Here is a 25,100-nt window from a genome sequence, read left to right on the forward strand (position 1 = left end):
GGTGCTGCCCCGAACTCAGCGCGCGGCGCCCGCACTCGGCGGGCTGATCCGCATCAGCACGACGTACAGCACCAGCGAGCTGGCGACGCCCACGGCCCAGCCGTAGTCGGCGAGAGGCTGGAGGAAGGGGATCAGGCCGTCGGCGGGGAACGGGCCCTTGCCCTTCGCCGAGTAGGAGCCGCCGACGGCCAGAAGACCGCCGACGACGAAGGCGGCGACGGCACGCCAGTTCCAGCCGGAGCCGTACCAGTAGGTGCCGCCCTCGCGGTACAGGTCGGCGAGGTCGAGACGGGTCCGGCGCACCAGCCAGTAGTCGGCGATGAGGATGCCGGCGACGGTGCCGAGCAGACCGCCGACGGTGCCGAGCCAGGTGTAGATGTACAGCTCCGGCGTCTTGGTCAGCTTCCACGGCATGATCACGACACCGAGGACGCCCGTGATGAGCGCGCCCGTACGGAAGTTGACGAAGCGCGGCGCGAGGTTCGCCAGGTCGTACGCCGGTGAGACGACGTTCGCGGCGAGATTCACGGAGATCGTGGCGACGAGCACCGTCACCAGGGCGAAGAGCAGCCCGAAGACGTTGTCCGTCTTCCCGGCGAGCTGCACCGGGTCCCAGACCGACGCCCCGTACACCACCTGCGAGCCGGAGGTGACGAACACCGACAGCAGGGCGAAGAGCGTCATCGTCGTGGGCAGCCCGAGGGACTGTCCCCACACCTGGGCGCGCTGCCCCGCTCCGAAGCGCGTGAAGTCGGGGATGTTGAGCGACAGCGTGGACCAGAAGGCGATCATGCCCATCAGCGCGGGGAAGAAGACCGGCCAGAACTCCGGGCCCCAGCCCAGCTTCGACGGCTCGTCCAGCAGCGGGCCGAAGCCGCCGGCCTTGACGGCCATCCAGATCAGAAGCACGAACGCGCCGACGATGACGAACGGCGCCGCCCAGTTCTCGAAGCGGCGCAGCGTCTCCATCCCCCGGTAGATGATGGCGAGTTCGAGCGCCCAGAACAGCACGAAGCAGACCCACAGCGTCCACGGCTGGCCGCCGATCTTCGCCGCCTCCGTCCAGCCGCCGAAGATCTTGCCGAGCAGTACGAAGATGCCCTGGCCGCCGATCCACGTCTGGATGCCGAACCAGCAGCAGGCGACCGCCGCCCGGATCATCGCGGGCAGGTTCGCGCCGCGCAGACCGAAGGAGGCGCGTGCGAAGACGGGGAAGGGGATGCCGTACTTGGGGCCTGCGTGCCCGGTCAGCAGCATCGGCAGCAGCACGATCACGTTGGCCAGGGCGATGGTGAAGACGGCCTGCTTCCAGTCCATGCCGAGGGCCACGAGACCCGAAGCGAGCAGCCATGACGGGATGTTGTGCGCCATGCCGATCCACACGGCGGCGAAGTTGTACGTGGTCCAGTGCCGCTCGGCCACCGGCACCGGGTGCAGGTCGGCGTTGGCGAAGCGGCTGCCCTCGGGTATGGCGCCCGGGGCGAGCTCGACCCGGCCGTCGGGGTGCGTGAACTCTTCGGCGGTGCCGTGGCCGGGCGCGCCCTGCGGGCCCGGTGCGGCGGTGGGAACGGTCCCGGTCATGGCTCACACCTCTTCGGCTCGGTGCTGGAATTCTTCGGTTGTCAGTTGGCAATCGTCGGCTGACAGTCGTCGTCAACTGTCAGCTGTCACCCGTCAGCTGTTCAGCGCGGGAATGATGTCCCGCCCGTACGCGTCGATGACGGACTCCGTGGCGTCGTGCATGGCGTACACCGCGAACTGGTCGACGCCGAGGTCCCGCAGCGTGCGCAGCTTCTCGATGTGCCACTCGGCCGGGCCCAGCAGGCAGAAGCGGTCGACGACCTCGTCCGGGACGAACTCGGTGTCCGGGTTGCCCGTGCGGCCGTGGTGCGCGTAGTCGTAGCCCTGACGGGCCTTGATGTAGTCGGTCAGCGCGGCGGGCACCACGTCGGATTCCTCGCCGTACCGCGCGACGAGGTCCGCGACGTGGTTGCCGACCATGCCCCCGAACCAGCGGCACTGCTCGCGCGCGTGCTGGAGGTCGTCGCCGACGTAGGCGGGTGCCGCGACGCAGACCGTGACGTCGTCCGGGTCGCGGCCCGCCTGCGCGGCGGCGACGCGCACCGCCTTGACCATCGACTCCGTCAGATACGGGTCGGCGAGCTGAAGGATGAAGCCGTCGGCCTCACGCCCCGCCATGGCGAGCGCCTTCGGCCCGTATGCGCCCATCCACACCGGCAGCTTCCCGTCGCGCACCCACGGCAGTCTGAGCGGCTTGCCCTCGATGACCGCCTCACGCCCTTCGGCCAGGTCGCGGATCGCGGACATCGCGTCGCTGAGTCTCGCGAGGGTGTTGGGCTTGCGCCCGGCGACGCGCATCGCCGAGTCGCCTCTGCCGATGCCGCAGACGGTGCGGTTGCCGTACATCTCGTTGAGCGTCGCGAACGTGGAGGCGGTGACCTCCCACGCGCGGGTGCCCGGGTTGGTGACCATCGGGCCGACGATCAGCCGCTCGGTGTTCTCCAGCACGCGGCTGTGGATGACGAACGGCTCCTGCCACAGCACCGCCGAGTCGAACGTCCAGCCGTAGCGGAACCCCTGCCGCTCGGCGCGGCGCATGAGGCCGACCGTGCGGGAGCCGGGCGGGTCCGTCTGCAGTACGAGTCCGAAGTCCATGCCCTGTCCGTCCTTTCAACCGCTGGTTTCAGTCGAGGAGTTGGCACAGACCGCGGGGCGTGTACTGCCCGTGCCCCGCGCGTCCTGTGTAGGTGCGCCTGTCGATCACGCTCTCGCCCCGCGAGAGCACCGTCTCCACCTGGCCGGTGATCTGCTTGCCCTCGTACGCCGAGTAGTCGACGTTCATGTGGTGCGTCTCGGACGAGAGCGTCTGCTGCGCCTGCGGGTCGTAGATCACGATGTCCGCGTCCGAACCGGGCTGCAACGTGCCCTTCTTGGGGTAGAGCCCGAACATGCGGGCCGGGGTGGCGCACGCCAGCTCGATCCAGCGGCGGCGCGTGATGTGCCCGTCGAGCACGGCCTGGTGGAGCAGGTCCATGCGGTGCTCCACGCCCGGCATCCCGTTGGGGATCTTGGAGAAGTCGCCGCGGCCCAGCTCCTTCTGGCCGACGAAGCAGAAGGGGCAGTGGTCGGTGGAGACCACCTGGAGGTCGTTGGTGCGCAGCCCCCGCCACAGCGCCGCCTGGTGCTCCTTCGGCCTCAGCGGCGTGGAGCAGACGTACTTGGCGCCGCCGAAGTCCGGCTCGGCGAGGTTGTCCGTGGAGAGGAACAGGTACTGCGGACAGGTCTCCCCGAAGACGGGCAGGCCCTTGTCGCGCGCCGACGCGAGCTCGGCCACGGCCTCCTCCGCCGAGACGTGCACGACGTACAGCGGCGAACCGGCCACCCGCGAGAGCTGGATGGCGCGGTGGGTGGCCTCCGCCTCCAGCAGCGCCTTGCGGACCTCGCCGTGGTGGCGGGGGTCGGTGCGGCCCGCGGCCAGGGCCTGTTCGACGAGGACGTCGATGGCGATGCCGTTCTCGGCGTGCATCATGATCAGGCCGCCGTTGCCCGCCGTGCGCTGCATGGCGCGCAGGATCTGCCCGTCGTCGCTGTAGAAGACGCCCGGGTAGGCCATGAACATCTTGAAGGAGGTGATGCCCTCCTCCACCAGCAGGTCCATCTCCTTGAGCGTCCCCTGGTTCACGTCGGACAGGATCATGTGGAACCCGTAGTCGACGGCGCACTGGGCGTCGGCCTTGGCGTGCCAGCGGTCCAGCCCCTCGCGCAGGGCGTGCCCCTTCGTCTGGATGGCGAAGTCGACGATGGTCGTGGTGCCGCCCCACGCGGCGGCCCGGGTGCCAGTCTCGAAGTCGTCGGAGGAGAAGGTGCCGCCGAAGGGCATGTCCATGTGCGTGTGCGGGTCGACGCCGCCCGGGATGACGTACTTGCCGGTGGCGTCGATGGTCCGCTCGGCGCTCCAGCCCTCGGCCACGTCGCTTCCGGTGGCGGCGGTGGCGACGATCCGCCCGTCCTCGACGAGTACGTCCGCGTGCGTCTCGTCGGCCGCGGTGATGACGAGTCCCCCGCGAACGACCGTACGTGAGTGCGTCATTGTGTGCTCTCCCCTCCAAGCTCCGTGTCGGCCGTGCGCAGGGCGTGCTCCAGGATCTCGGCGCCTTCCTCCGCCTCCGCGACGGTCAGGCTCAGCGGCGGCGCGATGCGCAGCACGCTGCTCGTGGCGTGGCCGCCGCCCTTGCCGATGAGCAGGCCCCTCTCGCGTGCCGCTTCCAGCACCAGCGAGGCGGCCTTCGGCGACGGGGTGTCGGTGTGCGGCTCGACCAGCTCGACGCCGGCCATCAGCCCGCGCCCCCGCACCTCCCGTACGACGCCGAGACCGGCGGAGGCGGCCCGCAGCCGCTCCAGGAGGAGGCCGCCGACGCGGCGCGCGTTGCCCTGAAGGTCGTGCTCCAGCAGGTAGTTGAGGTTGGCGTTGCCGGCGGCCATCGTGACGGGGCTGCCGCCGAAGGTCGAAATCGAGTTGGCAGGCAGGCAGTTCATGACGTCGGCCCGGGCGACGACGCCGCCGATCGACATGCCGTTGCCGATGCCCTTGGCGAAGGTGAGCATGTCGGGCGGCCCCGACTGCGCGTGCGCCTGCCAGCCCCAGAAGTTCTCGCCGGTGCGGCCCCACCCGGTCTGCACCTCGTCGCTGATCCACAGGATGCCGTGCTCGTGCAGGACTTCGCGGAACGCGGCGAGCAGCCCGTCGGGCGGCGAGGTGAACCCGCCGACGCCCTGCACCGGTTCGGCGATCAGCGCCGCGACGTCGCCGCCGGTCTGGCCGAGCATGTCCTCCAGGTCCGCGGTGCAGGCGTCGATGAACTCGGCGTCGTCCAGCGCGGCGTAGGGGCCGCGGGTGCGGACTCCGCCGTGCACGTACAGCGTCTGGAGCGGCGAGAGGGTCGTCGGCGACCAGGAGCGGTTGCCGGTGATGCCGATCGCCGAGAAGGACCGCCCGTGGTAGCTGTTGCGCAGCGCCAGGATCTGGTTGGAGCGGCGGTACGTGGTGGCGAGCAGCAGCGCCGTGTCGTTGGCCTCGGTCCCCGAGGTGGTGAAGAAGACGCGGGCGTCGGGGATTCCGGACAGGGCCGCGATGCGTTCGGCCAAGTCCACCATGGGACGGGCGAGATAGAGGCTGGAGGTGTGCAGGATGCGGCCGGCCTGCTCGCTGACGGCCTTGGTGACCTCGGGCAGCGCGTGCGCCGTCATCGTGGTGAGGATGCCGCCGAAGAAGTCCAGGTAGCGGTTGCCCTCCGCGTCCCAGACGTGCCGTCCCTCGCCGTGGGTGATCTCCAGGGGCCGGTCGTAGTAGAGGGCGAGCCAGTCGGGCAGGACGGCCCGGTGGCGCTGGAGGAGCGCCTCGGCCGTGCCCGGGGAGTGTGAGGAGGTCATCAGGGACGCACCAGCCCCTCGTACGCGTCGGGCCGGCGGTCCCGGTAGAAGGCCCACTGCTGCCGCACCTCGTCGATGACCCCGAAGTCGAGGTCGCGCACGACGAGTTCCTCCTCCTTGTCGCTCGCGACGTCGCCGACGAACTGGCCGCGCGGGTCGACGAAGTAGCTCGTGCCGTAGAAGTCGTTGTCGCCGTACTCCTCGCGGCCGACGCGGTTGATGGCGGCGACGAAGTACTCGTTGGCGACGGCCGCCGCGGGCTGCTCCAGCTGCCACAGATGGCTGGAGAGGCCGCGGGAGGTGGCCGAGGGGTTGTAGACGAGCTGGGCGCCCTCCAGGCCCAGGGCGCGCCAGCCTTCGGGGAAGTGGCGGTCGTAGCAGATGTAGACGCCGACCCGGCCGACGGCGGTGTCGAAGACGGGCCAGCCCAGGTTGCCCGGCTTGAAGTAGAACTTCTCCCAGAATCCCGGCAGTTGGGGCAGGTGGTGCTTGCGGTAGGTGCCCAGTACGGTGCCGTCGGCGTCGATCACCGCGGCGGTGTTGTAGTAGAAGCCGGGCTGTTCGATCTCGAAGACGGGCACGACGACGACCATCCCCGTCTCGCGCGCGAGCTCCTGCATCCTCCGCACCGTCGGACCGTCCGGCACGGGCTCGGCCCACTTGTAGTGCTCGGCGTCCTGCACCTGGCAGAAGTACGGGGCGTTGAAGACCTCTTGGAAGCCGATGACGCGGGCGCCCTGCCGGGCCGCCTCGCGCGCGTGCTGCTCATGCTTCTCGATCATCGAGTCGGTGTCGCCTGTCCAGGTCGCCTGCACGAGGGCGGCGCGCACAACATCGGGCATGAGCAGCTCCTTTGCCGGGAGGTCAAGGCCATTCGACACGCGTAGATCCACGTGAGAATGTGACCGTAGGTCGGCTCTCGCACGGTGGCAAGGGCATCTGCGCCACGTCGCCCGAACGATCTCCCTGCCGCGGGCGGGGGCGCGGCGCGGTCCCGCGGCCGTCCAAACGCCGCCCACCAGGCATGACGAGCGGCGGCAGCGCCGTACGTCCAAGGGTGCGCCGCGGCCTCACAGCGCCCTCGGCACGCCGGGAACTTCTGCCGTCCGCAGCGCGTCGGCGACCCTGCGCAACTGCTCGTGCGACATGGCGCGGGCCGCCTCCAGGACGAGCCCGGCGAGCACCGCCGGCTCCGCGCGCACCACCTGCGCGGCCCCGGCCGGCGTGCGGGCCCGGATCACGGCGGCCAGCAGCTCCCTGGCCTCGTGCTCCCGGCCCGCGCGGTGCAGGGCGAGCGCCGCCTCGGCTATCTCGCGCGGCGGGCGGGACACGCCCTGGCGCAGCATCCGGACGCCGTCCTCGCCGCGGCCCAGCGCGGCCAGTGCCGCCGCTGCGGCGGCGAAGGCTCCGGCGGGCAGATCCGCCGCCTCCCACAGCAGGGTTCCCGCGTCCGGTGCCAGCCCGCGGCCCTGCAACTCGTCGACCAGGACGGCGAATCGGAAGGGCGGCCAGTGCGCGGCCTCGCACAGCAGGGCGTGCGCCTCGCCGCCGGCTCCCGCACGCCGCAGCCGTACCAGGCGTGCCGCGGCCTCGTCCGCGAGGGCGCGGGCCTGTGCGATCTCGTCGGGGGAGGGCAGGGTCCCGGCCTCGGCGGGCCGCGGCACCGACCCGGCGAACCGTGCGCCGCGCGGGGCGAGTTCACCGCTCGGTGCCGCGTCGTCGCGGTCGCCGGGACCGCCCGCGCCGCCGGTAAGGGGAGCGAGGTCGGGCGTGGGGGCGCCGGGCGGCACGATCGGCGCGGGCCCGCCCGCCTCCGTCTCCTCGCCCGGAGCCCCGGCGAACCGCGAACCACCGCTCCGGACACGCCTCTTGGCCGGCGGCGCGGCGGAAGCCGCATCGGCCACGGGGCCCGCATCGGCCGCGCCGCCGCTACGGGGAGCCAGGTCGGGCGTGGGGGCGCCGGGCGGCACGATCGGCGCGGGCCCGCCCGCCTCCGTCTCCTCATCCAGAGCCCCGGCGAACCGCGAACCACCGCTCCGGACACGCCTCTTGGCCGGCGGCGCGGCGGAAGCCGCATCGGCCACGGAGCCCGCATCGGCCGCGGAGCCCTCGCCGCCCGCGCCCGGGTGCGCGTCGCGATGCGCCGGCTCCGCCTGCCCGGAGGCGGTCAGCGCCGCGAGGCGGGCGCGCAGTTCTTCGCAGCGCGCCTCGACGCGTACGAGATAGTCGTGCGCCCATGCCTGTTCCGCGCCGCCGCCCGGCTCCAGCGCCCGGACACGCGCAGCCGCCTCGTCCAACTCCCCCGCCGCCGCGGCGAGTCGGCGGCGCAGCACCGGCTCGCCGCCGGCATGGAGGTCGTACGCGGTGGCGGCCGTGCCGTGCAGCGGGCGCAGCTGCTCCTCCGCCTGGCGCGCGGCGCCGGGGCCGTGCTGCCGCCGCAGGTCCTCCAGCAGCGAGGCCACGACGTCCCACGGCGGCATCTCCCGCCCCGACAGACACTCGCGCAGCCCGTCCGGATCGTGCTCCGCGAAGACGGCGAACCAGCCGGACGCGGGATCCAGCCGCCGGGCCAGCGCGAGGAGTTCGGCGGCGTACGAACGCACGGCGCCGGGAGGCTGCCGGACGGTCGCCGGTGCGGGCATATCGGCCATGCCCCGCATTGCACACCCGCCGTGTTACGGCGGGTGTTACCGGAGCGCTACGGCCGGTTTTCGTCCCGCTCCCGCCGACCGCCCGACCAGCGGCGGTCGGCCGGCGGTCGTCCCGCCGGCCGCCCGCTCTCCCGCTGCTACTTCTTCGAGGGGTGCACCACCATCGCCGAACCGCCGCCGCGCCGCTCCTTCTCCGCCGCGGCGAGCCAGCGCCCGCCGGGCAGCGGCTGGACGGCGGTGGCCGCGCCGATCTCGTCGATCTTGGTGAACGAGTGGCCGAGATCCTCGAGTTCGGGCCGCACGCCGCTGTTCCACAGCTTCGGCTCGATCTCCGTCTTCGCCGCGTTGCGCTGGCTGGCGCGCGGGGCGTTGAGGGCATCGGGGAGCGTCATCCCCCGGTCCACGTGGTTGATCATGCTCTGGAGGACGGTGGTGATGATCGTGGCGCCGCCGGGCGAACCCAGCGCGAAGGCGGGCTTGCCGCCGTCCAGCACGATCGTCGGCGACATCGACGAGCGGGGGCGCTTGCCCGGACCGGGCAGGTTCGGGTCGTGCACGTCGGGGTCGGCGGGCACGAAGGAGAAGTCCGTCAGCTCGTTGTTGAGCAGGAAGCCGCGCCCGGGGACGGTGATGCCGCTGCCGCCGGTCTGCTCGATCGTCAGCGTGTAGGAGACGATGTTGCCCCACTTGTCGGCGACCGTCAGATGTGTCGTGCTGTCGCCCTCGTACGTCGTGGGCGCGGCCTCGTCGCCCTTGCCGCAGTCCTCCGGGTCGCGCGGATCGCCGGGCGCCACCGGGCTCTTGAGCACCTTGTCGTCCTTGATGAGACAGGCCCGCGAGTCGGCGAAGCGCTGCGACAGCAGCTCCTTGGACGGGACGTCCTCGGCGGCGGGGTCGCCGACCCAGCGTCCTCGGTCGGCGAAGGCGACGCGGCTGGCCTCGATGTAGCGGTGCAGCAGCTTCTTCTTGCTGAGCTTGCTCAGATCGCCGCGCTCCAGGATGTTCAGGGCCTCGCCGACCGTGGTGCCGCCGGAGGAGGAGGGAGCCATCCCGAAGACGTCGAGACCTCGGTAGCGGGTGTGCGACGGCGCCTGCTTCTTGACCCCGTACGCCTTCAGATCGTCCTGGGTCAGATCGCCCTTGCGCACCTTCCCGGCGTCCGGGTCCACCGGAGGCTTGCGCACCGTGTCGACGATGTCGTCCGCTATCGCCCCGTCGTAGAGCGGCCCGGTGCCCTCGCGAGCGATCGTGCCGTACGTACGGGCCAGGTCCGGGTTGCGCAGCGTGCTGCCGGTCTCCGGGAGCTTGCCGCCGGGCATGAACAGCTTGACGGTGTCGGGGAACTTGCGGAAGCGCTTCTCGTTGTCGGCGGTCTGCTGGCGGAAGGTGTCGTCGACGGTGAAGCCGTCGCGCGCAAGCTTCTCGGCGGGGGCGAGGACCTTGCCCAGCGGCTTGGTGCCCCACTTGCCGAGGGCCTGCTCCCAGGTGGCGGGCGTGCCGGGCGTGCCCACGCTCAGGCCGCTGGTGACGGCCTCGTCGAACGGAATGGCCTTGCCGTCCTCCTGGAAGAGCTTCTCGTCGGCGCTCTTCGGGGCGGTCTCACGGCCGTCGAGAGTGCGGATCTTGCCGCTGGCGGCGTCGTACGAGACGAAGTAGCCGCCCCCGCCGAGCCCCGCCGAGTACGGCTCGGTGACGCCGAGCGCGGCCGCGGTGGCCACCGCCGCGTCGACCGCGTTGCCGCCCTGCTTGAGCACCTTGATGCCGGCCGCCGACGCGTCGGCGTCCACGCTGGAGACGGCGCCGCCGGAACCGACCGCGACCGGCTTCTTCGACTGCTGCCCGTGTTCCGCTTCCCCGCCGCTCCCGGTGAGCGCGGGCGCGGCCGCCGCTCCCAGCGCGGCGACGGCGGCGGTGGCGGTGACCACGGCGAGCAGTCTGGCGGAACGGCGGTTGGTCATGCGCCGCATGGAGACCTCCTGACGAGACGGTTCAGCGAAGACTAGCCCGCGGCCCGAACAGCGTCAGCACCGGAGCGGCGCAGATCCCGCGCACCCCGTACGCCCCGTTCTCGTGCGCATGTACGCTGCCGCCCCATGACGGAGAACCTGCCTGCGCTCGTGCTGGGTGTCCTCGCGGCGGCTCTCGCCGCCGCGCTGGGCTGGTTCGCGCGCACGTATCTGTGGCAGCGCGGACTCGCCCGCAAGCGGCGCTTCTTCGGGCTGCCGGAGCACTCCGAATGCCTGCTGGTGGTCAACCGCGACGCGGCCACCGGCGAGTGGTCCGTCGCGCGCAACGACGTCTTCGCGCTCCTGGAGCTGTCGGCCGTCGTGAAGGAGTGCGGAGCGAACGGGGACGTCATATCCCACGAGATGGCGCAGCAGGGCTTCGGCGAACGCACCGAGTTCTGCATCGGCGGGCCGGTCTCCAACCGCCGCATGGCGGCGCATCTCCAGTCGCTGCTGCCCGGCGTCCACATCGACACCGAGACCGGAAACAGCCCGGACCGCGGTGCCTTCACCATCGGCGGCGAGCGGCATCTGCTGGAGCCCGGCGTACGGGAGCACGTGCTGCTCGCGCGCCTCACGGCCGGTCAGAGCGACACCTCCCGCCCCGTCTTCCTCTTCTGCGGCCAGCGCGCCGTCACCAACCAGGCCGCGGCCCGCTATCTGGCCCGGCACCACGCGCGTCTGATGCGCAAGTACGGGACGAACGGCAACTTCTGCGTGCTGCTGAGGGTCGTCAACTCCCAGGCGTACGGGGCGGACGTGGTCGAACTCGTCGCCGACGTCACGCGCGCCGCGAGCGCCCCGCCGCCCCCTGCCGCCGACCCGGACGGCGGCGGCCGGCGCGGAGGCCACCGCGCGAAGAGCTGACGCACGTCCGTCCTTGCCGCGGGCGCGGCACACCGGCACCTGAACTGTGGGCCCCTCCGGCGGCCCGCTGAGCCCCGGCAAGCCCTGCCGCCGCCGTCAGCCCTCGGAGAACTCCGCGTACAGCTGCGACAGCTCCGGCGTGCCGGTCTCCGCCCACGCGGCCCCCTCCTCCAGTACGTCCAGCTCCCGGCCCGACTCCAGCCGCACCACCGGCTGTCCGTCCGGGCGCAGCCCCCACACGGCGCCCGGAACCGTACGCACGAGGACCGTGCCCAGATACAGGCCGGCGTCGCTGCCGAGCCAGGGCGAGACCTCCGGGTCCTCGCGCCAGCGCGGCAGCAGCTGGTCGAGAGCGGACAACGACTCGGCGGAGTCGTCGAGTTCGACCCCTGCGTCCTCTGCGTGGTCCCGCAGCAGTTCGCATTCGGAGAGCAGCTGAGCGGCGCCCTCGGGGTCGCTGGACACCGCGTCCGCGAGCGACGCGCCCTGCGCGTCCTCGTGCCTCTTACGCCAGTTGTCCAGGAAGGGGATGTTCATACGGATCAGGGTGTCATCCCCACATGGGCGAGCACCACAGGCACGCTGTGCAACGGGCAGGGGTGCGGAAAAAACGGACGGTGTCCCGACTGGACACCTTGACGCCGCTTTGCCGTCTCTCTACCTTCACCGGGCCTCGCTCGAATCAGGGGGCGCGGAAAGGGTGTTGGTGCCGGACGCGAGAGACGAGAGAGAGGACAACCGGCGTGCGCAGACGTCTGTGGACTGTTCCCCTCCTGATCCTGCTGACGCTCGCGGGTGCCCCCGCGGTCGCGGTCGCGGAGGACCGTACGACGACCACCGAGCCGCTCCCTCTGGAGCGGCTCTTCGACAACCGGGCGGTGAGCGACGACGCGAGCCCGGGTGACGCCGACTTCGACGGAGCGGGCAACTCCCTCTCTGCACAGGATCTGCACAATGCCGGATGGGAGCCCGGCCGGCTCCTCGGACTCGACTCCGCCGCCCTGCGCTGGCCGCACACCAAGCCCGGCAGCCCCGACAACGTACGGGCCGACGGGCAGCAGGTGCGGCTGAGCGGCGAGGGCAACGCCGTCTCGTTACTGGTGGCGGGCACCTCCCGCGGCGCCCCCGGCGGCGACGTCACCGGCAGCGGCACCATCCGCTACGCGGACGGCTCCACCTCCGCGTACACGCTGTCCGCCCCGGACTGGCGCGGCGGCCCCCTCGCCACGAAGGGCGTGGCGCTGCCGCGCATCAACACCCGGTCCGGCGGCCCGCTCACCGAGAAGGCCAAGCTGTACGCGGTCACGGTTCCGGTGCGCGAGGGCCGCAGCATCCGCTCGCTGACGCTGCCGCGCGACGCGGGCCCGGCGAGCGATCTGCACGTCTTCGCCGCGTCCGTGCGGCGTCAGGAGTCGTCCTGGACGGGCAGCTGGACGACGAGTTCCGCCGGCTACACCACCGTCGGCCCCTGGACGAACCAGACCCTCCGGCTCGTCGTGCACACCTCGGCCGGCGGTTCGCACACGCGGATCAGGCTGGCCAACACCTTCGCCTCCGGCCCCGTGGAGATCGGGCACGCGTCCGTCGTCGTACAGCGCGAGGGCGCCACGGGCAGAGGACGGCCCGTGCGGCTGCAATTCGGCGGAAGGGACGGCGTGGTGATGCCCGCGGGCACGAGCGCCGTCAGCGACTCCGTCGGCTTCCAGGTGCCGGCCGACACCAACCTGCTGGTGAGCGTCCATCTGCCGAAGCCGGTCGAGGCCGCCCCCGTGCACAGCGAGGCCATCCAGCGCAGCTACGTCAGCGCGGGCGGCAGCGGAGACCGTACGGGAGACCAGGAAGGCGCCGCGTTCACCGGCTCGTTGAACGTGTGGCCGTTCCTGACGGGGGTCGACGTGCGCGGCGGACCGGGCTCGGTCGTCGCGTTCGGGGACTCCATCACCGACGGGGTGCGCTCGACGCCGGACGCCAACCGGCGCTGGCCGGACGTGCTCGCGCGGCGGCTGCGCGCACAGCAGGAGGTGCCGCGCTACGGGGTGCTCAACCAGGGCATCTCCGCGAACCGCGTCGTCTCCGACCGCTATCCCGGCGACGGCGTCAGCGACGACACCGGCGGCGTCAGCGCACTGCACCGGCTGGAGCGCGACGTGCTGGCGCAGACGAACGCCCACACCGTCGTCGTCTTCGAAGGCATCAACGACGTGCGGTGGGGCGCGACATCGGAGGAGGTCATCGCGGGCCTGAAGGAGGTGGCCCGGCGGGCGCACGAGCGGGGACTGCGCGTCGTCGGGGCGACTCTGACGCCCTGCGAGGGCTACAAGGACTGCTTTCCCGAAGTCGATGCCAAGCGCAGCGCCGTCAACGCCTTCGTACGCGAGAACAAGGGCACGTTCGACGCGGTGCTCGACTTCGACGCCGTCGTACGGGACCCGGCGCGACCTCAGCGGATGCTGCCCGCCTACGACAGCGGCGACCATCTGCACCCGGGCGACGCCGGGTTGAAGGCGATGGCGGACTCGGTGGAGCTGAAGAAGCTCGTGCCGTAGGACGCGGTCCGGGGCGGGGCGCCGGTCCGGGGCGCGGACTGGGTCCTGGGCGGGGCGCCTGCGGGCGCCCCGCCCCGGGCACCCCGGTCAGAGTTCGATGTCGACCACGACGGGGGCGTGGTCGGAGGCGCCCTTGCCCTTCCGTGCCTCCCGGTCGACGTAGGCGTCCTTGACGGCCGCGCCGAACGGGGCGTTGCCGTAGACGAGGTCGATGCGCATGCCACGGTTCTTGGGGAAGCACAGCTGCCGGTAGTCCCAGTACGTGTACGGGTGGTCGTACTTCAGGGGACGGGGCATCACATCCGTCAGGCCTGTCTCGCGCAGGGCCGCGAGAGCGGCACGCTCCGGCTCGGTGACGTGTGTCGAGCCCTCGAACTCGGCCCGGTCGTAGACGTCTTCGTCGGTCGGGGCGATGTTGTAGTCGCCGAGTATCGCGAACGGCAGGTCGCCGGGCGCCTCGCGCTGCGCCGTGAGGCGCAGGGCCTCCAGCCACCGCAGCTTGTAGTCGTAGTGCGGGTGGCCGACCTCGCGGCCGTTCGGCACGTACACCGACCACACTCGGACGCCGCCGCATGTGGCGGCCGCGGCGCGGGACTCCTCCCCGCCGTCGTACGCCGGGCCCTCGGGGAGGCCCAGGACGGTGTCGGCCAGGCCGACGCGGGAGAGCACCGCGACCCCGTTCCACCGCCCGTCGCCGTTGACCAGCGACTCGTAGCCGAGCGCGGCGATTTCGGAGCCGGGAAACGCCTCCGCGGAGCACTTCAGCTCCTGGAGGCAGACCACGTCGGGGGCCGAGGACTCCAGCCACGCCAGCAGCTTCGGCAGACGGGCTCCGATGGAATTGACGTTCCAGGTCGCGATACGCATGCCGTGAATCTACCGCGCGACACCGACACTCTCGCCGGGGGCCAGTCGGCCGTGCTCCACGCCGCCCAGGTCGCCGATCATCCTGTCGTAGACCGGCCGCGCCCGGTCCGCGAGAAGCCCGTCGTGTACGTCGATGGCGCGGCGCGGTGCGACCTCGCGCACGTAGTCGATGATCTCGGAGACCTTGCTCCAGGGCGCGTGCACGGGCAGCAGCAGCGTGTCGAGGGAGCGGCCCGGGACGGTCAGGGCGTCGCCGGGGTGGAAGAGCGAACCGTCCACGAGATAGCCGCAGTTGGCGATGCGCGGGATGTCGGGGTGGATCACGGCGTGCAGCTGCCCGTGCACCTCGACCTCGAATCCGGCCGCCTCGAAGGTGTCGCCTTCGCCGACGATGTGCACGCGGCCGGGGAAGGTCGTGGAGATCTTCTCGGCGACGCTGCGCTGCGTCCAGATCTGCGCCGCCGGGTTGGCCTCCATGGCGGCGCGCAGCCTGCTCTCGTCGAAGTGGTCCGCGTGCTCGTGCGTGACGAGGATCGCGTCGGCCCCGACGGCGGCGTCGCCCTCGCTGAAGCCTCCGGGGTCGATGACGAGCGTGCGCCCGTCCCGCTCGATCCGTACGCAGGCGTGTCCCTTCTTGATCAGCTTCATGGGCCCCATTGTGCCTGCTGCCTGCGGCGCCCGGGCCGACCTCGCCGCGCGACCACCCCGAGGCCCCCCGGGCCCCGGGGTCCCCCGGGCCATCCCCGCCGCGACGGCGTCCTCAGACGGCGGGCTTGGCCCGCCTTCCCTCCCCCGCCGCGACGGCGAGCGGCCACGACGGCGAGAGTGCGGCGGCACGAACGACGGCCGCCAGCACGGCACTTGCGCGGCCCCGGCCGCACCGCAGGCCGCCGCACATGCTGCCGGACCGTCGCACGCCGCGGCGGCAGGACCGGGCCCTGCGGGGCCCACGGCCGTGGCGGCCCGGGAGGCCCGGATCGCCCAGCGCCCTGCCGGGGCGGGCCCGCGCCGGCAGGGGACTACTCGTCCGGGGTGGTCTCCTCCAGGATCACGCGCTGGGCCACCGAGAACGCGGAGTGCGCGGCCGGGACGCCCGCGTAGACCGCGGTCTGGAGGAGCACCTCCTTGATCTCCTCCGGTGTGAGCCCGTTGCGCAGGGCCGCGCGGATGTGGAAGGCCAGCTCGTCGTAGTGGCCCCGCGAGACGAGCGCGGTGAGCGTGATCACGCTGCGCGTGCGCCGGTCGATGCCGGGCCGCGTCCACACCTCGCCCCACGCGTAGCGGGTGACGAAGTCCTGGAAGTCCCGGGTGAAGTCGTCGGCGTTCTCCTGCGCCCGGTCCACGTGCGCGTCGCCGAGGACCTCGCGGCGTACCTTCATGCCCGCGTCGTACGAGTCGCCGCGGGCCACGACGGCGTCCGCGGACTCCAGTTCGGCGATGGCGCCGGTGGGCGCCGGCCGGGGCGCGATGACGGGAGCGGGCGCGGGCGGGCCGGCCGAGGACTCCTGCCAGCCGGTGGTGAAGTGCCTGATGATCAACTCCGTGACGGCGCCCGGCTGTTCGACGGGAGTCAGATGTGAGGCCCCGGGCACTATCGCGAGTCTCGCGTCCGGTATCCCGGCGACGAGCGCACGCGCGTCGGCGGGCGGCGTCGCCTCGTCCTCCGCGCCGGCGACGACCAGCGTGGGTACGCCGATGCTGCCCAGGTCGCTGCGTACGTCGAAGGCGGCGAGCACCTCGCAGGCCGCGATGTAGCAGCCGGGATCGGTCGTGCGGACCATCTGCACGGCCCACTCCACGATCGCGGGCTGGGCCTCGATGAAGCTCTCGGTGAACCACCGCTCGGGCGTCGAGCGGGCGATGGGGTCGAGCCCGTTCGTACGGACGACGACGCCGCGCTGCCGCCAGGCGTCCGCGGTGCCGAAGCGGGGCGAGCTGGAGATGAGGGCGAGCGAGGAGAGCCGTTCGCGGGCCAGCAGGCCGAGCTGGATGCCGACCGCGCCGCCTATCGAGCACCCCGCGAAGCCGAAGCGCTGGACGCCCAGGGAGTCGAGGGTCGCCAGGACGCGCTCGGCGAGCGAGGTCGCCGAGTCGGCGGCGTGCGCGGGGGCTCCGCCGTGACCTGGCAGGTCGAAGCGGAGAACGCGCCAATTGCGGGTCAGTTCAGGGATCTGCCGGTCCCACATGTGCCAGGTCGTGCCGAGGGCCGGACCGAGTACGAGCACGGGGGCGCCGTCGGGGCCGTCGAGGCGGTGTTGCAACATCCGGTCACTCTGCTTCTCGCTCACGCGGCCACGCTACCCAGCGCCTGCCGGGACGCGGCCACAGGGGCATTGCCCCGTACATCAGAACTTCACGGTGGACACGACATATACACGGGGCATGCGCTTGTAGCTGCGGTCGACCGTGATCGCCACATCCGGCCGGCTCTTCTCCTGCCGGTAGGTGGTGCCCGCGTATTCGTGGCCGTCCTTGTGCAGGTCCCAGCCGACCCTCTCCGCATGCTTGTCGCTGATGGTGACGTGCCCCGGGCGCAGCGCGGAAGAGCTGGTCCCGACATCGTCCAGGAAGTCGTCGAGCTCCTTCTTGGGGACGCGGAACTGCACGTACAGCGAGCTGGTCTGCCACGAGTTGGTCTCGTAGAAGGCGTAGTGGCTGGACTTGGACGGCAGGGGGACGTCGTAGACGCTGCGCTGGACCTTGCTGGGCCAGCCGTACGTGAGGTTGGTGGCGGCGGCGTTGCGTTCCTTCTTCTCGCCGCTGGCCCGGCTCTCGAAGGCCGACTTGACGATGTATCCGCCGGGGATCGCGATCAGCATCACGACGATGAGCAGCGTGAGCACGCGGTGGCGCGGCCGGTGCGGAGGACGCTGCGACGGTCGCACGCTCTGCGGCGCCGTGGTGGTCACTGGCCCACCGCCCGTCGCAGGTTGTCCGCGGCCCGTTCATAGCGCTCGTATCTCTCCAGGCGGCGGCGGTTGGCGCGGCGGAAGCGGCGGGCGACGAGGCGTGCCAGGTCGGCGGCGCCGACCATGCCCGCCTCCGGGCCGAGTTGTGCCTTGGCGATGGTGGCCTCCGGCCGGTATCCGCGACCCGTGAGATGGCGCTTGAATGCCTCGCGGGCCGGGTCGATGAGCAGTTCGTCGGCGGCGCTGACCCCGCCGCCGATCACGAAGCCGCCGGGGTCGAGGGCGGCCGCCAGATTGGCGATGCCCACCCCGAGCCAGTGGCCGATGTCCTGGAGCAGCTCGGTGCACATGGCGTCGCCGTCGCGGGCGAGTTCGGTGATGAGCGGCCCGGTGATCTCCGAGATGTGGCCGCCGACGCGTTCGATCAGCCCGTACGCCACGGGCGATTCGGCGACGGCCAGCTCGCGCGCCTCGCGCACGAGGGCGTTGCCGGAGCTGTACTGCTCCCAGCAGCCGCGGTTCCCGCAGGGGCAGCGGTGGCCGCCGGGCACGACCTGCATGTGCCCGAACTCGCCCGCCACACCGTACTTTCCGCGCTTGACCTGGCCGTTCTCCAGGATGGCGCCGCCGATGCCCGTACCGAGGGTGATCATCACGAGGTTGTCCTCGCCGCGGCCGGCGCCGAAGCGCCACTCGCCCCAGGCGGCGGTGTTGGCGTCGTTGTCGACCATGACGGGGACGGCGAGGCGCGCGGTGAGCGCGTCCTTGAGCGGCTCGTCGCGCCAGGCCAGATGCGGCGCGAAGAGCACGCGGGAGCGGTCGGCGTCGACCCAGCCCGCGGCGCCGATGCCCACGGCGTGCACGTCGTGCCGGTCGGAGAGGTCCAGGACCAACTCGGCGATGGTGTCCTCGACGACCTTGGGGCTCTTGGACTTCTCGGGCGTCTCGGCGCGCACCTGCTCCAGGATGTGGCCGTCGGCGTCGACGACGCCGCCCATCACCTTGGTGCCCCCGATGTCGATGCCGACGGTGGGCACGCGGGGCGCGGACAGGGGCGAACGCCGCTCCCTGGTGCTGACGGTCCGCAGGACGCTGGCGCTCGGCGCGGAGCGGCGGTAGAGACGGTCACGGTCCGCGCGCTCTCGGTACATGCTCACTGCGCGGCCTTTCCTGTGCGCGGCTGCTGGCTCTGGGCCACGGGTCGGGTCGTTCGTGGGCCAGGCCGTACGGTCCCCCCGTACCCCGGCCCACTGGCCGATTCTGCCTTACCGCGCGGCCCGGCGGCGCCTCGGGCCTCTCACCAGCAACGACGCGGGGCCCGCCCGGAATCCGCGGCCCCGGAGTCCGCAACCGGAGCCCCCGTACTCCGAACTCCCGCGACCCGTGGCCCCGGCGCCCCGCGACCGTCGCCGCCGCCTCACGACAGGTGCTGCGGGACCTGCGCACGCTCCAGCTCGTGGCTGAGCTGCTCCAGCTCGCTGCCGCCGGACATCTGCCGGGTCAGCTCGTCCAGCTCCAGCCCCTCCTTGCGGTGGCTGCCGGCCATCGCGCCCCGCTTGAGCAGTACGAAGCGGTCTCCGACGAGATACGCGTGGTGGGGGTTGTGCGTGATCAGCACGACTCCCAGCCCGGCGTCGCGCGCCGCCGCCACGTACTTCAGCACGACGCCCGACTGCTTGACGCCGAGGGCCGCGGTCGGCTCGTCCAGGACCAGCACCTTCGCGCCGAAGTAGACGGCGCGGGCGATCGCGACGCACTGGCGCTCGCCGCCCGAGAGGGTGCCGATGGGCTGGTCGACGTCGCGCAGGTCGATGCCCATGCGCAGCAGTTCGCTGTGTGTCGTACGGCGCATGTGCTCGACGTCGAGCCGCCGGAAGGGCCCGCGCCCCTTGGTCGGCTCGGAGCCGAGGAAGAAGTTGCGCCACACGGGCATCAGCGGCACGACGGCGAGGTCCTGGTAGACCGTGGCGATGCCCCGGTCCAGGGCCTCGCGCGGGGAGGAGAGCCGTGCCTCCTCGCCGTTGATCCGGAACGTGCCCGAGTCGTGCTGGTGCAGGCCCGCGACGATCTTGATCAGGGTCGACTTTCCGGCGCCGTTGTCGCCGAGCACGCAGGTGATCTCGCCCGCGTGCACCGTGAGGGAGACGTCCTGGAGGGCCCGGATGTTGCCGTAGAACTTGCTGACGTCGGTGAGCTCCACGAGCGGAGGCGCGTCCTGCGCCGCCGCCGGTGCCGGGTCGTCCGTCGCCGCCGTCGCGTCCTGAACTGTCCGCGTCCTCCGGGCGTCCTGGACGTCCTGGACGTCCTGGACGTCCTGGGTTCCCTCGGCGTCCTGAGCGTCCTTGGGTGCGCTGTCCGCCACGTTCCCGTCCTTGTCCGCGGTCATCGGTTCGCCTCCGCCCGCCTGCGTATGTACGCGTTGAGCAGCACGGCGACCAGCAGCATCGCCCCGAGGAAGAACTTGAACCAGTCGGGCTCCCACTGCGCGTACACGATGCCCTTGCTCGTCATGCCGAAGATGAAGGCGCCCACGGCGGCGCCGACCGCCGAACCGTAGCCGCCGGTCAGCAGACAGCCGCCGATGACGGCCGCGGCGATGTAGATCAGCTCGTTGCCCACGCCCTCGCCGGACTGGACGACGTCGTAGTTGAAGAGCAGATGCTGGCCCGAGATCCACGCGCCCAGCGCGACCCCGAGATACAGGCCGATCTTGGTACGGGCGACGGGGACGCCGACCGCGCGGGCGGTGTGCTGCCCGCCCCCGACCGCGAAGATCCAGTTGCCGGCCTTCGTGCGCAGCAGCAGCCACGTCGCCAGCGCCACCAGCACCAGCCACCACACGACGGTGATCTGGATGTCCGCCCCTCCGATCGTCAGCTCGGAGGCGAAGACCGCCTTGGCCGAGGCGAACCCGTCCATGTCGGAGATGGTCTTGGTGGAGACGGTGCCGCTGATGAGCTTCGTCAGGCCGAGGTTGAGGCCCGTCAGCATCAGGAACGTGCCGAGCGTGATGATGAAGCTCGGCAGCTTCGTACGTACGAGCATGTAGCCGTTGAAGAGGCCGATGGCCAGCGTGACGAGCAGCGAGACGAGGACGCCCACCCAGACGTTGGCCGTCATCTGGTAGCTGAACATCGAGGAGACCAGCGACGACGTGGTGACCATCACGCCGGTCGAGAGGTCGAACTCGCCGCCGATCATCAGCAGCGCCACCGGCACCGCCATGATCCCCAGGGTCGAGGAGGCGTAGAGGACCGTGGAGAGGCTGGAGGCGCGCAGGAAGCTGTCGGCGACCACCGAGAAGACGATGAAGACGGCGACAGCGCCGACGACGGCGCCGAGTTCGGGTCGCCCCAGCAGCCGCTGGAGCAGCGAGCGGTGCACCAGACGGTCGTCGGTGCCCGCGGCCTTGCCGGCGTCCTTCGCGGCGCCGGCGCCTCCGGACTGTGCGGTCGCGGTGGTCGCGTTCTCTTCCGCCGCCTCGGGGGCGTCGGACGGTGTGGGTGTGGGTGCAGCCGTCATCGCGTTCCCCGCTTCGTGTACTTCTGCAAGGTGGATGCGTCCTTCGTCGTGAGGATCTGCGGGCCGGTCAGTGCCCGCCCCTGCGGCGGTCCCGACTCGATGCCCGGCGCCCGCGGCGGTCGCCGCTACCGGCGCGGAGGCCCGCGCCAGTATCGGCGATCCGCCTGCGGAGGGATCTCACCGGGTGCCGCGCTTGGTGTACTTCTCCAGCCGTGGCACGTCCTTGTCCGTGACGATCTGCGGCCCGGTCAGCACGGGCTTGCCGCCGCCCAGTTCGTTGGCGTTGTAGGAGTTGAGCCACAGGGAGTCGACCGCCTCGTACCCCTGGAGGTAGGGCTGCTGATCGACGGCGAAGCCGAAGCTGTCGTCCTTGAGGCCCTTCACGACCTGCGCGTTGAGATCGAAGGTGTCGATCTCCGCCTTGCTGCCGGCCTTCTCCTTGGCCTTCGCCGACGTCGCCGCGAAGGGGGCGCCCAGCGTGAGGACGGTGTCGATCTTGCTGTCCGACTGGAGCTTGGCCTCCACGGAGGACTGCACGTCCGGCATGTTGGTGCCGTCGACGTTGAGCGTGCTCATCTCGCCGTCGAACGTCTTCTTCGCGCCGGCGCAGCGGTCTTCGAGGGAGACGTTGCCCTGCTCGTGGATGACGCACAGCGCCTTCTTGCGGTCGCGCTTGTTCAGCTCGTCGCCGACGGCCTCACCCGCGATCGCCTCGTCCTGGCCGATGTGCGAGAGGGCGCCGAACTCCTTGGAGAACTCGCCGCCGGAGTTGATGGTGATGACCGGAATCCCGGCCTTCACCGCCTTCTTGACGACGCCCTTCATCGCGTCCGGCTTGGCGAGCGTGACGATCAGGCCGTCGACCTTCTTGTCGATGGCCGACTTCACGAGCTGCGCCTGGCGGCCCGCCTCGTCGTCGTGCGAGTAGTCGAACTGGACGTTGTCCTTGCGGGCCGCGTCCTTCGCTCCGCTCTGCACGATGTCCCAGAAGGTGTCGCCCTCCCCGGAGTGGGAGACCATCGCGATCGTCATGCGCGGTGTGTCGACGCCCTTGCCGCCGCCCGCGCCGTCGCTGTTCTCCTCGCCGCCCTTGCCGCCGGAACTGCTGCATCCGGCGGCGAGAAGGGCCGCGCTCGTCAGGGCTGCCGCCACAGTTGTCGCTCTTAGTGCTCTACGCCGAAGGACCATGAGCGGAGTTGTAGCCGGGGCCGGAGCGGGGCGTCAATACTTTGTCCGAACATTCTCCATGAGAGTTTGTCCGAACAAAGCTGAGGGGCCTGGACTCGGGGAGCCCGGAAGCGCCATGGCCCGCCGCCGCGCTCGTCAGGAGCGTACGAGGAGCTGGAACTCGAAGGCGTAGCGGGAGGCACGGTACAGGTGCGAGGCGTACTCGACGGGGCGGCCCGTGTCGTCGAAGGTCGTCCGCTCCATGGTCAGCAGCGGCGCACCCGCGTCCTCCCCCAGCAGCTTGGCCTCCTCGGCGGTCGCGGCCCGTGCGCCGACGGACTGCCGCGCGCTGTGCAGCGTCACGCCGAGCCCGCGCATGAGCCGGTAGAGGCCCGTGGACTCCAGCTCCTCACCGCTCTCCCCCTGGAGCAGATCGCCCGGCAGATGGTTGCGGAGGAACGCCATCGGCTCGCCGTGGGTCAGCCGGAGCCGCTCCACGCGCCGCACCTCGGCGCCCTCGGCCACGGACAGGGCGGCGGCGACCTCGGCCGTGGCCTCCTCCTTCTCGTACAGCAGCAGCCGCGTGGCGGGGCGCTGACCGGCGGCCTCCAGATCGTCGTAGAGGCTGCTCAGCTCCAGCGGGCGCCGCACCTGACTGTGCACGACCTGCGTGCCGATGCCGCGCCGCCGCACCAACAGGCCCTTGTCGACGAGCGATTGGATGGCCTGACGCACCGTGGGGCGGGACAGGCCCAGCCGCCCGGCGAGCTCGATCTCGTTGCCGAGCAGGCTTCCGGGGGAGAGTCGTCCGCGTTCGATGGCGGTCTCGAGCTGTTGGGCCAGCTGGAAGTAGAGCGGGACCGGGCTGCTGCGGTCCACGCTGAACTCCAGGTCCACGGGATCATTCTTTGCCACGAGGGGAGCGTAGTGGGCCGGGCGGTTCGCCGGAAGGCGTAAGTTCGGTTGTCCGGACAAAGCGAGCCGTAGCGGCGCCGCTCCTGGACAACGCCGCTCTTCCCGGCGCACCCCGGCTCCTCTTCGGCCGGTACGGCACGCTCGTCCAATTGTCCTGACAAAGTATTGACAGCTCCTGAGGGCGCGGGCGAACGTACCCCCATGCGCATCGGACTCATCGGCACCGGCCGGATCGGCACCTTCCACGCCCGTACTCTCACCGCCGAACCCGAGGTGAGCGAGCTGCTCGTCACCGACGTGGACGCCGCACGCGCCGCCGCGGTGGCCTCGGACCTCGGCGCGACCCTCGCCCCCTCCCCCGACGAACTCCTCTCCCGCGATCTCGACGCCGTCGTGATCGCCTCGGCGACCTCGTCCCACGCGGGGCTGATCCAGGCGGCCGCCTCACGCGGAGTGCCTGTCTTCTGCGAGAAGCCGATCGCCCTCGACCTGCCCGGCACGATGGACGCCCTGCGCACCGTCGACGACGCGGGGCTCCTGCTCCAGATCGGCTTCATGCGCCGCTTCGACGCGGGGTACGCGGCCGCCCGCGCCGCCGTGCGGTCCGGCTCGCTGGGGAGGCTGCACACCGTACGGGCCGCGACGTCGGACCCGGCGCCGCCGCCCGCCGAGTACATTCCGCTCTCCGGCGGCCTCTACCGCGACTGCCTCGTGCACGACTTCGACGCGCTGCGCTGGGTGACCGGCCGCGAGGTGATCTCCGTGTACGCGGCCGGATCGGACGCCGGCCCCGAGATGTTCCGCGCGGCGGGCGACGTCGACACCGCCGCCGTCCTGCTCACACTCGACGACGGCCTGCTGTGCACGGCGACGGCCACCCGCGTCAACGGCGCGGGCTACGACGTACGCATGGAACTCGCCGGCGAGAAGGACCAGATCGCGGTCGGCCTCGACGCCCGCACGCCGCTCACCTCCGTCGAGCCCACGGCGAGCGCCTCGCAGGGCACGCCCTGGCCCGGCTTTCTCGAGCGGTTCGCCCCCGCGTACGAGTCCGAACTCGCCGCGTTCGTACGGGCGGTGCGGGGCGAGGCGCCCAACCCCTGCGACGGATACGAGGCGTTGGCGGCGCTGCGCATCGCCGAGGCGTGCGAGCGCTCGCGGCACGAGGGGCGCCCGGTGGCGGTGGAGGAACTGGCGTAGCGGCCGGCGGAGCCGGAACCCGACGGGGCGGGCGCGACCGACGGTTGGGGGCCCGCCCCGGCGGAGTACCGGCTCAGGCCTGGTTGTGGCTCAGGACGTTGACCACGCGCCCGTTCGGGTCCCTGACGAAGAAGCGGCGCACGCCCCACTCCTCGTCCTGCAACGGCCGCACGATCTCCGCCTCGCGGGCATGCATGGCCTCGTACACCGCGTCGACGTCCTCGACCTCGACGCTGAGGTCGGGCGGGACGGGAGCGGTCATGTCCTCCGTCATGAGGATGACTTGGGCCGTGGCGTTGGAGGGCGAGGCGAGCGTCACGACCCAGCCCATGTCCATGACCTCTTCCAGGCCGAGCGATCCGTAGAAATCGCGGCTCTCCTCCATGGCGTCGGTACGGATGTCGGGTACGACGCGGCGGACGGACATCGAGGCTCCCGTGGGTCGGCCGGCCGGGCGTCCGCCCGGCCGGATGGAGTCGTACGGAGTGGGGGCGGTGGCCGGCGCCGGCTGGTCCCGAGACGTGGCCGAGTCGCGTCAGAGCGGGTCGAGGCGGGCCTTGAGCAGACAGAACTCATTGCCTTCGGGGTCGGTCAGGACGTGCCACTGCTCCTCGCCTGTCTGGCCGATGTCGGCCGGGCGGGCACCGATGTTCAGAAGGCGTTCGAGCTCGGCGTCCTGATCGCGGTCGGTGGCGTTGACGTCGATGTGCAGCCGGGACTTGCCCTTCTCCGGCTCGTCCCTGCGGCTGAGGATGATCGTCGGCTGCGGACCGCCGAACCCTTCGCGCGGCCCGATCTCCAGCGTGCCGTCGTCCTCCCGATCGAGCACGACGAAGTCCAGGACCTCGCACCAGAACCGCGCCAGCAGCTCGGGGTCCCGGCACCCGAGGACGAGCTCACCGATACGACATGCCATAAGGGAACCTGCTCTCAGCCTGAGGACCGCCAGGGAGACCGCACGCGAAGCTCATGGGCTCCCAGCAGTGAAAACGACCCCGC

Annotated in this window: 22 protein-coding genes; 3 read left to right on the plus strand and 19 right to left on the minus strand. The window is 71.6% G+C overall.

The window, feature by feature from the left end; translation table 11 throughout:
- Positions 1-15 precede the first annotated feature (15 nt).
- The 7 genes from QQM67_RS15430 to ggt all read right to left on the minus strand — a co-directional run bounded on the left by QQM67_RS15430 (position 16) and on the right by ggt (position 10,069).
- On the minus strand, positions 16-1,581 hold the full coding sequence (locus QQM67_RS15430) for an NCS1 family nucleobase:cation symporter-1 (protein WP_314174399.1): 1,566 nt from the start codon (positions 1,579-1,581) through the stop codon (positions 16-18).
- Positions 1,582-1,674: 93 nt separating this feature from the next.
- The gene (locus tag QQM67_RS15435) at positions 1,675-2,676 is read right to left on the minus strand and encodes a TIGR03842 family LLM class F420-dependent oxidoreductase (protein WP_314174400.1); all 1,002 of its coding nucleotides are present in this window, start codon (positions 2,674-2,676) and stop codon (positions 1,675-1,677) included.
- A 28-nt stretch (positions 2,677-2,704) separates the two neighbouring features.
- A complete protein-coding gene (hydA, locus tag QQM67_RS15440) occupies positions 2,705-4,111 on the minus strand; it encodes a dihydropyrimidinase (protein WP_314174401.1) in 1,407 nt (468 codons plus the stop codon).
- Positions 4,108-5,451, minus strand: coding sequence for an aspartate aminotransferase family protein (locus QQM67_RS15445; RefSeq protein WP_314174402.1), 1,344 nt, complete (start codon positions 5,449-5,451; stop codon positions 4,108-4,110). Before QQM67_RS15445 ends, hydA begins: the two co-directional genes overlap by 4 nt.
- Positions 5,451-6,293 carry a nitrilase-related carbon-nitrogen hydrolase gene (locus QQM67_RS15450; protein WP_314174403.1) on the minus strand — a complete coding sequence of 281 codons (843 nt, stop codon included), beginning with the start codon at positions 6,291-6,293 and terminating at the stop codon, positions 5,451-5,453. Before QQM67_RS15450 ends, QQM67_RS15445 begins: the two co-directional genes overlap by 1 nt.
- Positions 6,294-6,521: 228 nt before the next feature.
- Entirely contained in the window at positions 6,522-8,102 is a 1,581-nt protein-coding gene (locus QQM67_RS15455; RefSeq protein ID WP_314174404.1) for a hypothetical protein, read from the minus strand.
- 137 nt (positions 8,103-8,239) lie between these two features.
- Positions 8,240-10,069, minus strand: a complete 1,830-nt coding sequence (gene ggt / locus QQM67_RS15460; RefSeq protein ID WP_314174405.1) for a gamma-glutamyltransferase — start codon at positions 10,067-10,069, stop codon at positions 8,240-8,242.
- Between the two features lie 126 nt (positions 10,070-10,195).
- On the opposite strand from ggt, the gene QQM67_RS15465 reads away from it, so the two are divergent.
- Positions 10,196-10,975 carry a hypothetical protein gene (locus tag QQM67_RS15465; RefSeq protein WP_314174406.1) on the plus strand — a complete coding sequence of 260 codons (780 nt, stop codon included), beginning with the start codon at positions 10,196-10,198 and terminating at the stop codon, positions 10,973-10,975.
- Positions 10,976-11,071: 96 nt separating this feature from the next.
- On the opposite strand, the gene QQM67_RS15470 is transcribed toward QQM67_RS15465, so the two are convergent.
- The gene (locus QQM67_RS15470) at positions 11,072-11,512 is read right to left on the minus strand and encodes a DUF6278 family protein (RefSeq protein ID WP_314174407.1); all 441 of its coding nucleotides are present in this window, start codon (positions 11,510-11,512) and stop codon (positions 11,072-11,074) included.
- A 206-nt stretch (positions 11,513-11,718) separates the two neighbouring features.
- Here QQM67_RS15470 and QQM67_RS15475 point away from each other — a divergent pair, with 206 nt between their 5' ends.
- On the plus strand, positions 11,719-13,521 hold the full coding sequence (locus QQM67_RS15475; RefSeq protein ID WP_399066743.1) for a GDSL-type esterase/lipase family protein: 1,803 nt from the start codon (positions 11,719-11,721) through the stop codon (positions 13,519-13,521).
- Between the two features lie 87 nt (positions 13,522-13,608).
- Here QQM67_RS15475 and QQM67_RS15480 read toward each other — a convergent pair whose 3' ends face one another.
- The 9 genes from QQM67_RS15480 to QQM67_RS15520 all read right to left on the minus strand — a co-directional run bounded on the left by QQM67_RS15480 (position 13,609) and on the right by QQM67_RS15520 (position 22,865).
- The gene (locus QQM67_RS15480) at positions 13,609-14,388 is read right to left on the minus strand and encodes an exodeoxyribonuclease III (RefSeq protein ID WP_314174408.1); all 780 of its coding nucleotides are present in this window, start codon (positions 14,386-14,388) and stop codon (positions 13,609-13,611) included.
- A gap of 9 nt (positions 14,389-14,397) precedes the next feature.
- The gene (locus tag QQM67_RS15485; protein ID WP_314174409.1) at positions 14,398-15,036 is read right to left on the minus strand and encodes an MBL fold metallo-hydrolase; all 639 of its coding nucleotides are present in this window, start codon (positions 15,034-15,036) and stop codon (positions 14,398-14,400) included.
- A gap of 371 nt (positions 15,037-15,407) precedes the next feature.
- Complete coding sequence (pcaDC, locus tag QQM67_RS15490; RefSeq protein WP_314174502.1) at positions 15,408-16,652, minus strand: bifunctional 3-oxoadipate enol-lactonase/4-carboxymuconolactone decarboxylase PcaDC; 1,245 nt, start codon at positions 16,650-16,652, stop codon at positions 15,408-15,410.
- Positions 16,653-16,733: 81 nt separating this feature from the next.
- Positions 16,734-17,297, minus strand: coding sequence for a hypothetical protein (locus tag QQM67_RS15495; protein WP_314174410.1), 564 nt, complete (start codon positions 17,295-17,297; stop codon positions 16,734-16,736).
- Positions 17,294-18,448 (minus strand): ROK family glucokinase, encoded by a 1,155-nt coding sequence (locus QQM67_RS15500; RefSeq protein ID WP_314174503.1) that lies wholly within the window; start codon positions 18,446-18,448, stop codon positions 17,294-17,296. Before QQM67_RS15500 ends, QQM67_RS15495 begins: the two co-directional genes overlap by 4 nt.
- Positions 18,449-18,714: 266 nt before the next feature.
- Positions 18,715-19,683: an ATP-binding cassette domain-containing protein gene (locus QQM67_RS15505; protein ID WP_314174411.1), complete on the minus strand. Its 969-nt coding sequence runs from the start codon at positions 19,681-19,683 to the stop codon at positions 18,715-18,717.
- On the minus strand, positions 19,680-20,819 hold the full coding sequence (locus QQM67_RS15510) for an ABC transporter permease (RefSeq protein WP_314174412.1): 1,140 nt from the start codon (positions 20,817-20,819) through the stop codon (positions 19,680-19,682). The genes QQM67_RS15505 and QQM67_RS15510 overlap by 4 nt, the downstream gene beginning before the upstream one ends.
- Positions 20,820-20,996: 177 nt before the next feature.
- The gene (locus QQM67_RS15515; protein ID WP_314174413.1) at positions 20,997-22,007 is read right to left on the minus strand and encodes a sugar ABC transporter substrate-binding protein; all 1,011 of its coding nucleotides are present in this window, start codon (positions 22,005-22,007) and stop codon (positions 20,997-20,999) included.
- 135 nt (positions 22,008-22,142) lie between these two features.
- Positions 22,143-22,865 (minus strand): GntR family transcriptional regulator, encoded by a 723-nt coding sequence (locus QQM67_RS15520; protein ID WP_314174504.1) that lies wholly within the window; start codon positions 22,863-22,865, stop codon positions 22,143-22,145.
- Positions 22,866-23,102: 237 nt separating this feature from the next.
- Between QQM67_RS15520 and QQM67_RS15525 the strand changes: the two genes are divergently transcribed.
- On the plus strand, positions 23,103-24,101 hold the full coding sequence (locus tag QQM67_RS15525; RefSeq protein ID WP_314174414.1) for a Gfo/Idh/MocA family oxidoreductase: 999 nt from the start codon (positions 23,103-23,105) through the stop codon (positions 24,099-24,101).
- 73 nt (positions 24,102-24,174) lie between these two features.
- Here QQM67_RS15525 and QQM67_RS15530 read toward each other — a convergent pair whose 3' ends face one another.
- Both QQM67_RS15530 and QQM67_RS15535 read right to left on the minus strand, forming a co-directional pair.
- The gene (locus tag QQM67_RS15530) at positions 24,175-24,528 is read right to left on the minus strand and encodes a VOC family protein (protein ID WP_314174415.1); all 354 of its coding nucleotides are present in this window, start codon (positions 24,526-24,528) and stop codon (positions 24,175-24,177) included.
- Positions 24,529-24,636: 108 nt separating this feature from the next.
- The gene (locus QQM67_RS15535; RefSeq protein WP_314174416.1) at positions 24,637-25,017 is read right to left on the minus strand and encodes a VOC family protein; all 381 of its coding nucleotides are present in this window, start codon (positions 25,015-25,017) and stop codon (positions 24,637-24,639) included.
- Between the last annotated feature and the right edge of the window lie 83 nt (positions 25,018-25,100).

The organism is Streptomyces winkii (assembly GCF_032248595.1).
GTDB classification, from domain to species: Bacteria; Actinomycetota; Actinomycetes; order Streptomycetales; family Streptomycetaceae; genus Streptomyces; species Streptomyces winkii.

Bases quoted from the DNA above. Each gene is read 5' to 3' on its own strand.
- QQM67_RS15510 (WP_314174412.1), bottom strand. From the start codon at position 20,819: ATGACGGCTGCACCCACACCCACACCGTCCGACGCCCCCGAGGCGGCG.
- QQM67_RS15535 (WP_314174416.1), bottom strand. From the start codon at position 25,017: ATGGCATGTCGTATCGGTGAGCTCGTCCTCGGGTGCCGGGACCCCGAG.
- QQM67_RS15445 (WP_314174402.1), bottom strand. From the start codon at position 5,451: ATGACCTCCTCACACTCCCCGGGCACGGCCGAGGCGCTCCTCCAGCGC.
- QQM67_RS15435 (WP_314174400.1), bottom strand. From the start codon at position 2,676: ATGGACTTCGGACTCGTACTGCAGACGGACCCGCCCGGCTCCCGCACG.
- QQM67_RS15500 (WP_314174503.1), bottom strand. From the start codon at position 18,448: ATGTACCGAGAGCGCGCGGACCGTGACCGTCTCTACCGCCGCTCCGCG.
- QQM67_RS15530 (WP_314174415.1), bottom strand. From the start codon at position 24,528: ATGTCCGTCCGCCGCGTCGTACCCGACATCCGTACCGACGCCATGGAG.
- ggt (WP_314174405.1), bottom strand. From the start codon at position 10,069: ATGCGGCGCATGACCAACCGCCGTTCCGCCAGACTGCTCGCCGTGGTC.
- QQM67_RS15470 (WP_314174407.1), bottom strand. From the start codon at position 11,512: ATGAACATCCCCTTCCTGGACAACTGGCGTAAGAGGCACGAGGACGCG.
- pcaDC (WP_314174502.1), bottom strand. From the start codon at position 16,652: ATGTTGCAACACCGCCTCGACGGCCCCGACGGCGCCCCCGTGCTCGTA.
- QQM67_RS15450 (WP_314174403.1), bottom strand. From the start codon at position 6,293: ATGCCCGATGTTGTGCGCGCCGCCCTCGTGCAGGCGACCTGGACAGGC.
- QQM67_RS15515 (WP_314174413.1), bottom strand. From the start codon at position 22,007: ATGGTCCTTCGGCGTAGAGCACTAAGAGCGACAACTGTGGCGGCAGCC.
- QQM67_RS15465 (WP_314174406.1), top strand. From the start codon at position 10,196: ATGACGGAGAACCTGCCTGCGCTCGTGCTGGGTGTCCTCGCGGCGGCT.
- QQM67_RS15430 (WP_314174399.1), bottom strand. From the start codon at position 1,581: ATGACCGGGACCGTTCCCACCGCCGCACCGGGCCCGCAGGGCGCGCCC.
- QQM67_RS15505 (WP_314174411.1), bottom strand. From the start codon at position 19,683: ATGACCGCGGACAAGGACGGGAACGTGGCGGACAGCGCACCCAAGGAC.
- QQM67_RS15485 (WP_314174409.1), bottom strand. From the start codon at position 15,036: ATGAAGCTGATCAAGAAGGGACACGCCTGCGTACGGATCGAGCGGGAC.
- hydA (WP_314174401.1), bottom strand. From the start codon at position 4,111: ATGACGCACTCACGTACGGTCGTTCGCGGGGGACTCGTCATCACCGCG.
- QQM67_RS15480 (WP_314174408.1), bottom strand. From the start codon at position 14,388: ATGCGTATCGCGACCTGGAACGTCAATTCCATCGGAGCCCGTCTGCCG.
- QQM67_RS15525 (WP_314174414.1), top strand. From the start codon at position 23,103: ATGCGCATCGGACTCATCGGCACCGGCCGGATCGGCACCTTCCACGCC.
- QQM67_RS15455 (WP_314174404.1), bottom strand. From the start codon at position 8,102: ATGGCCGATATGCCCGCACCGGCGACCGTCCGGCAGCCTCCCGGCGCC.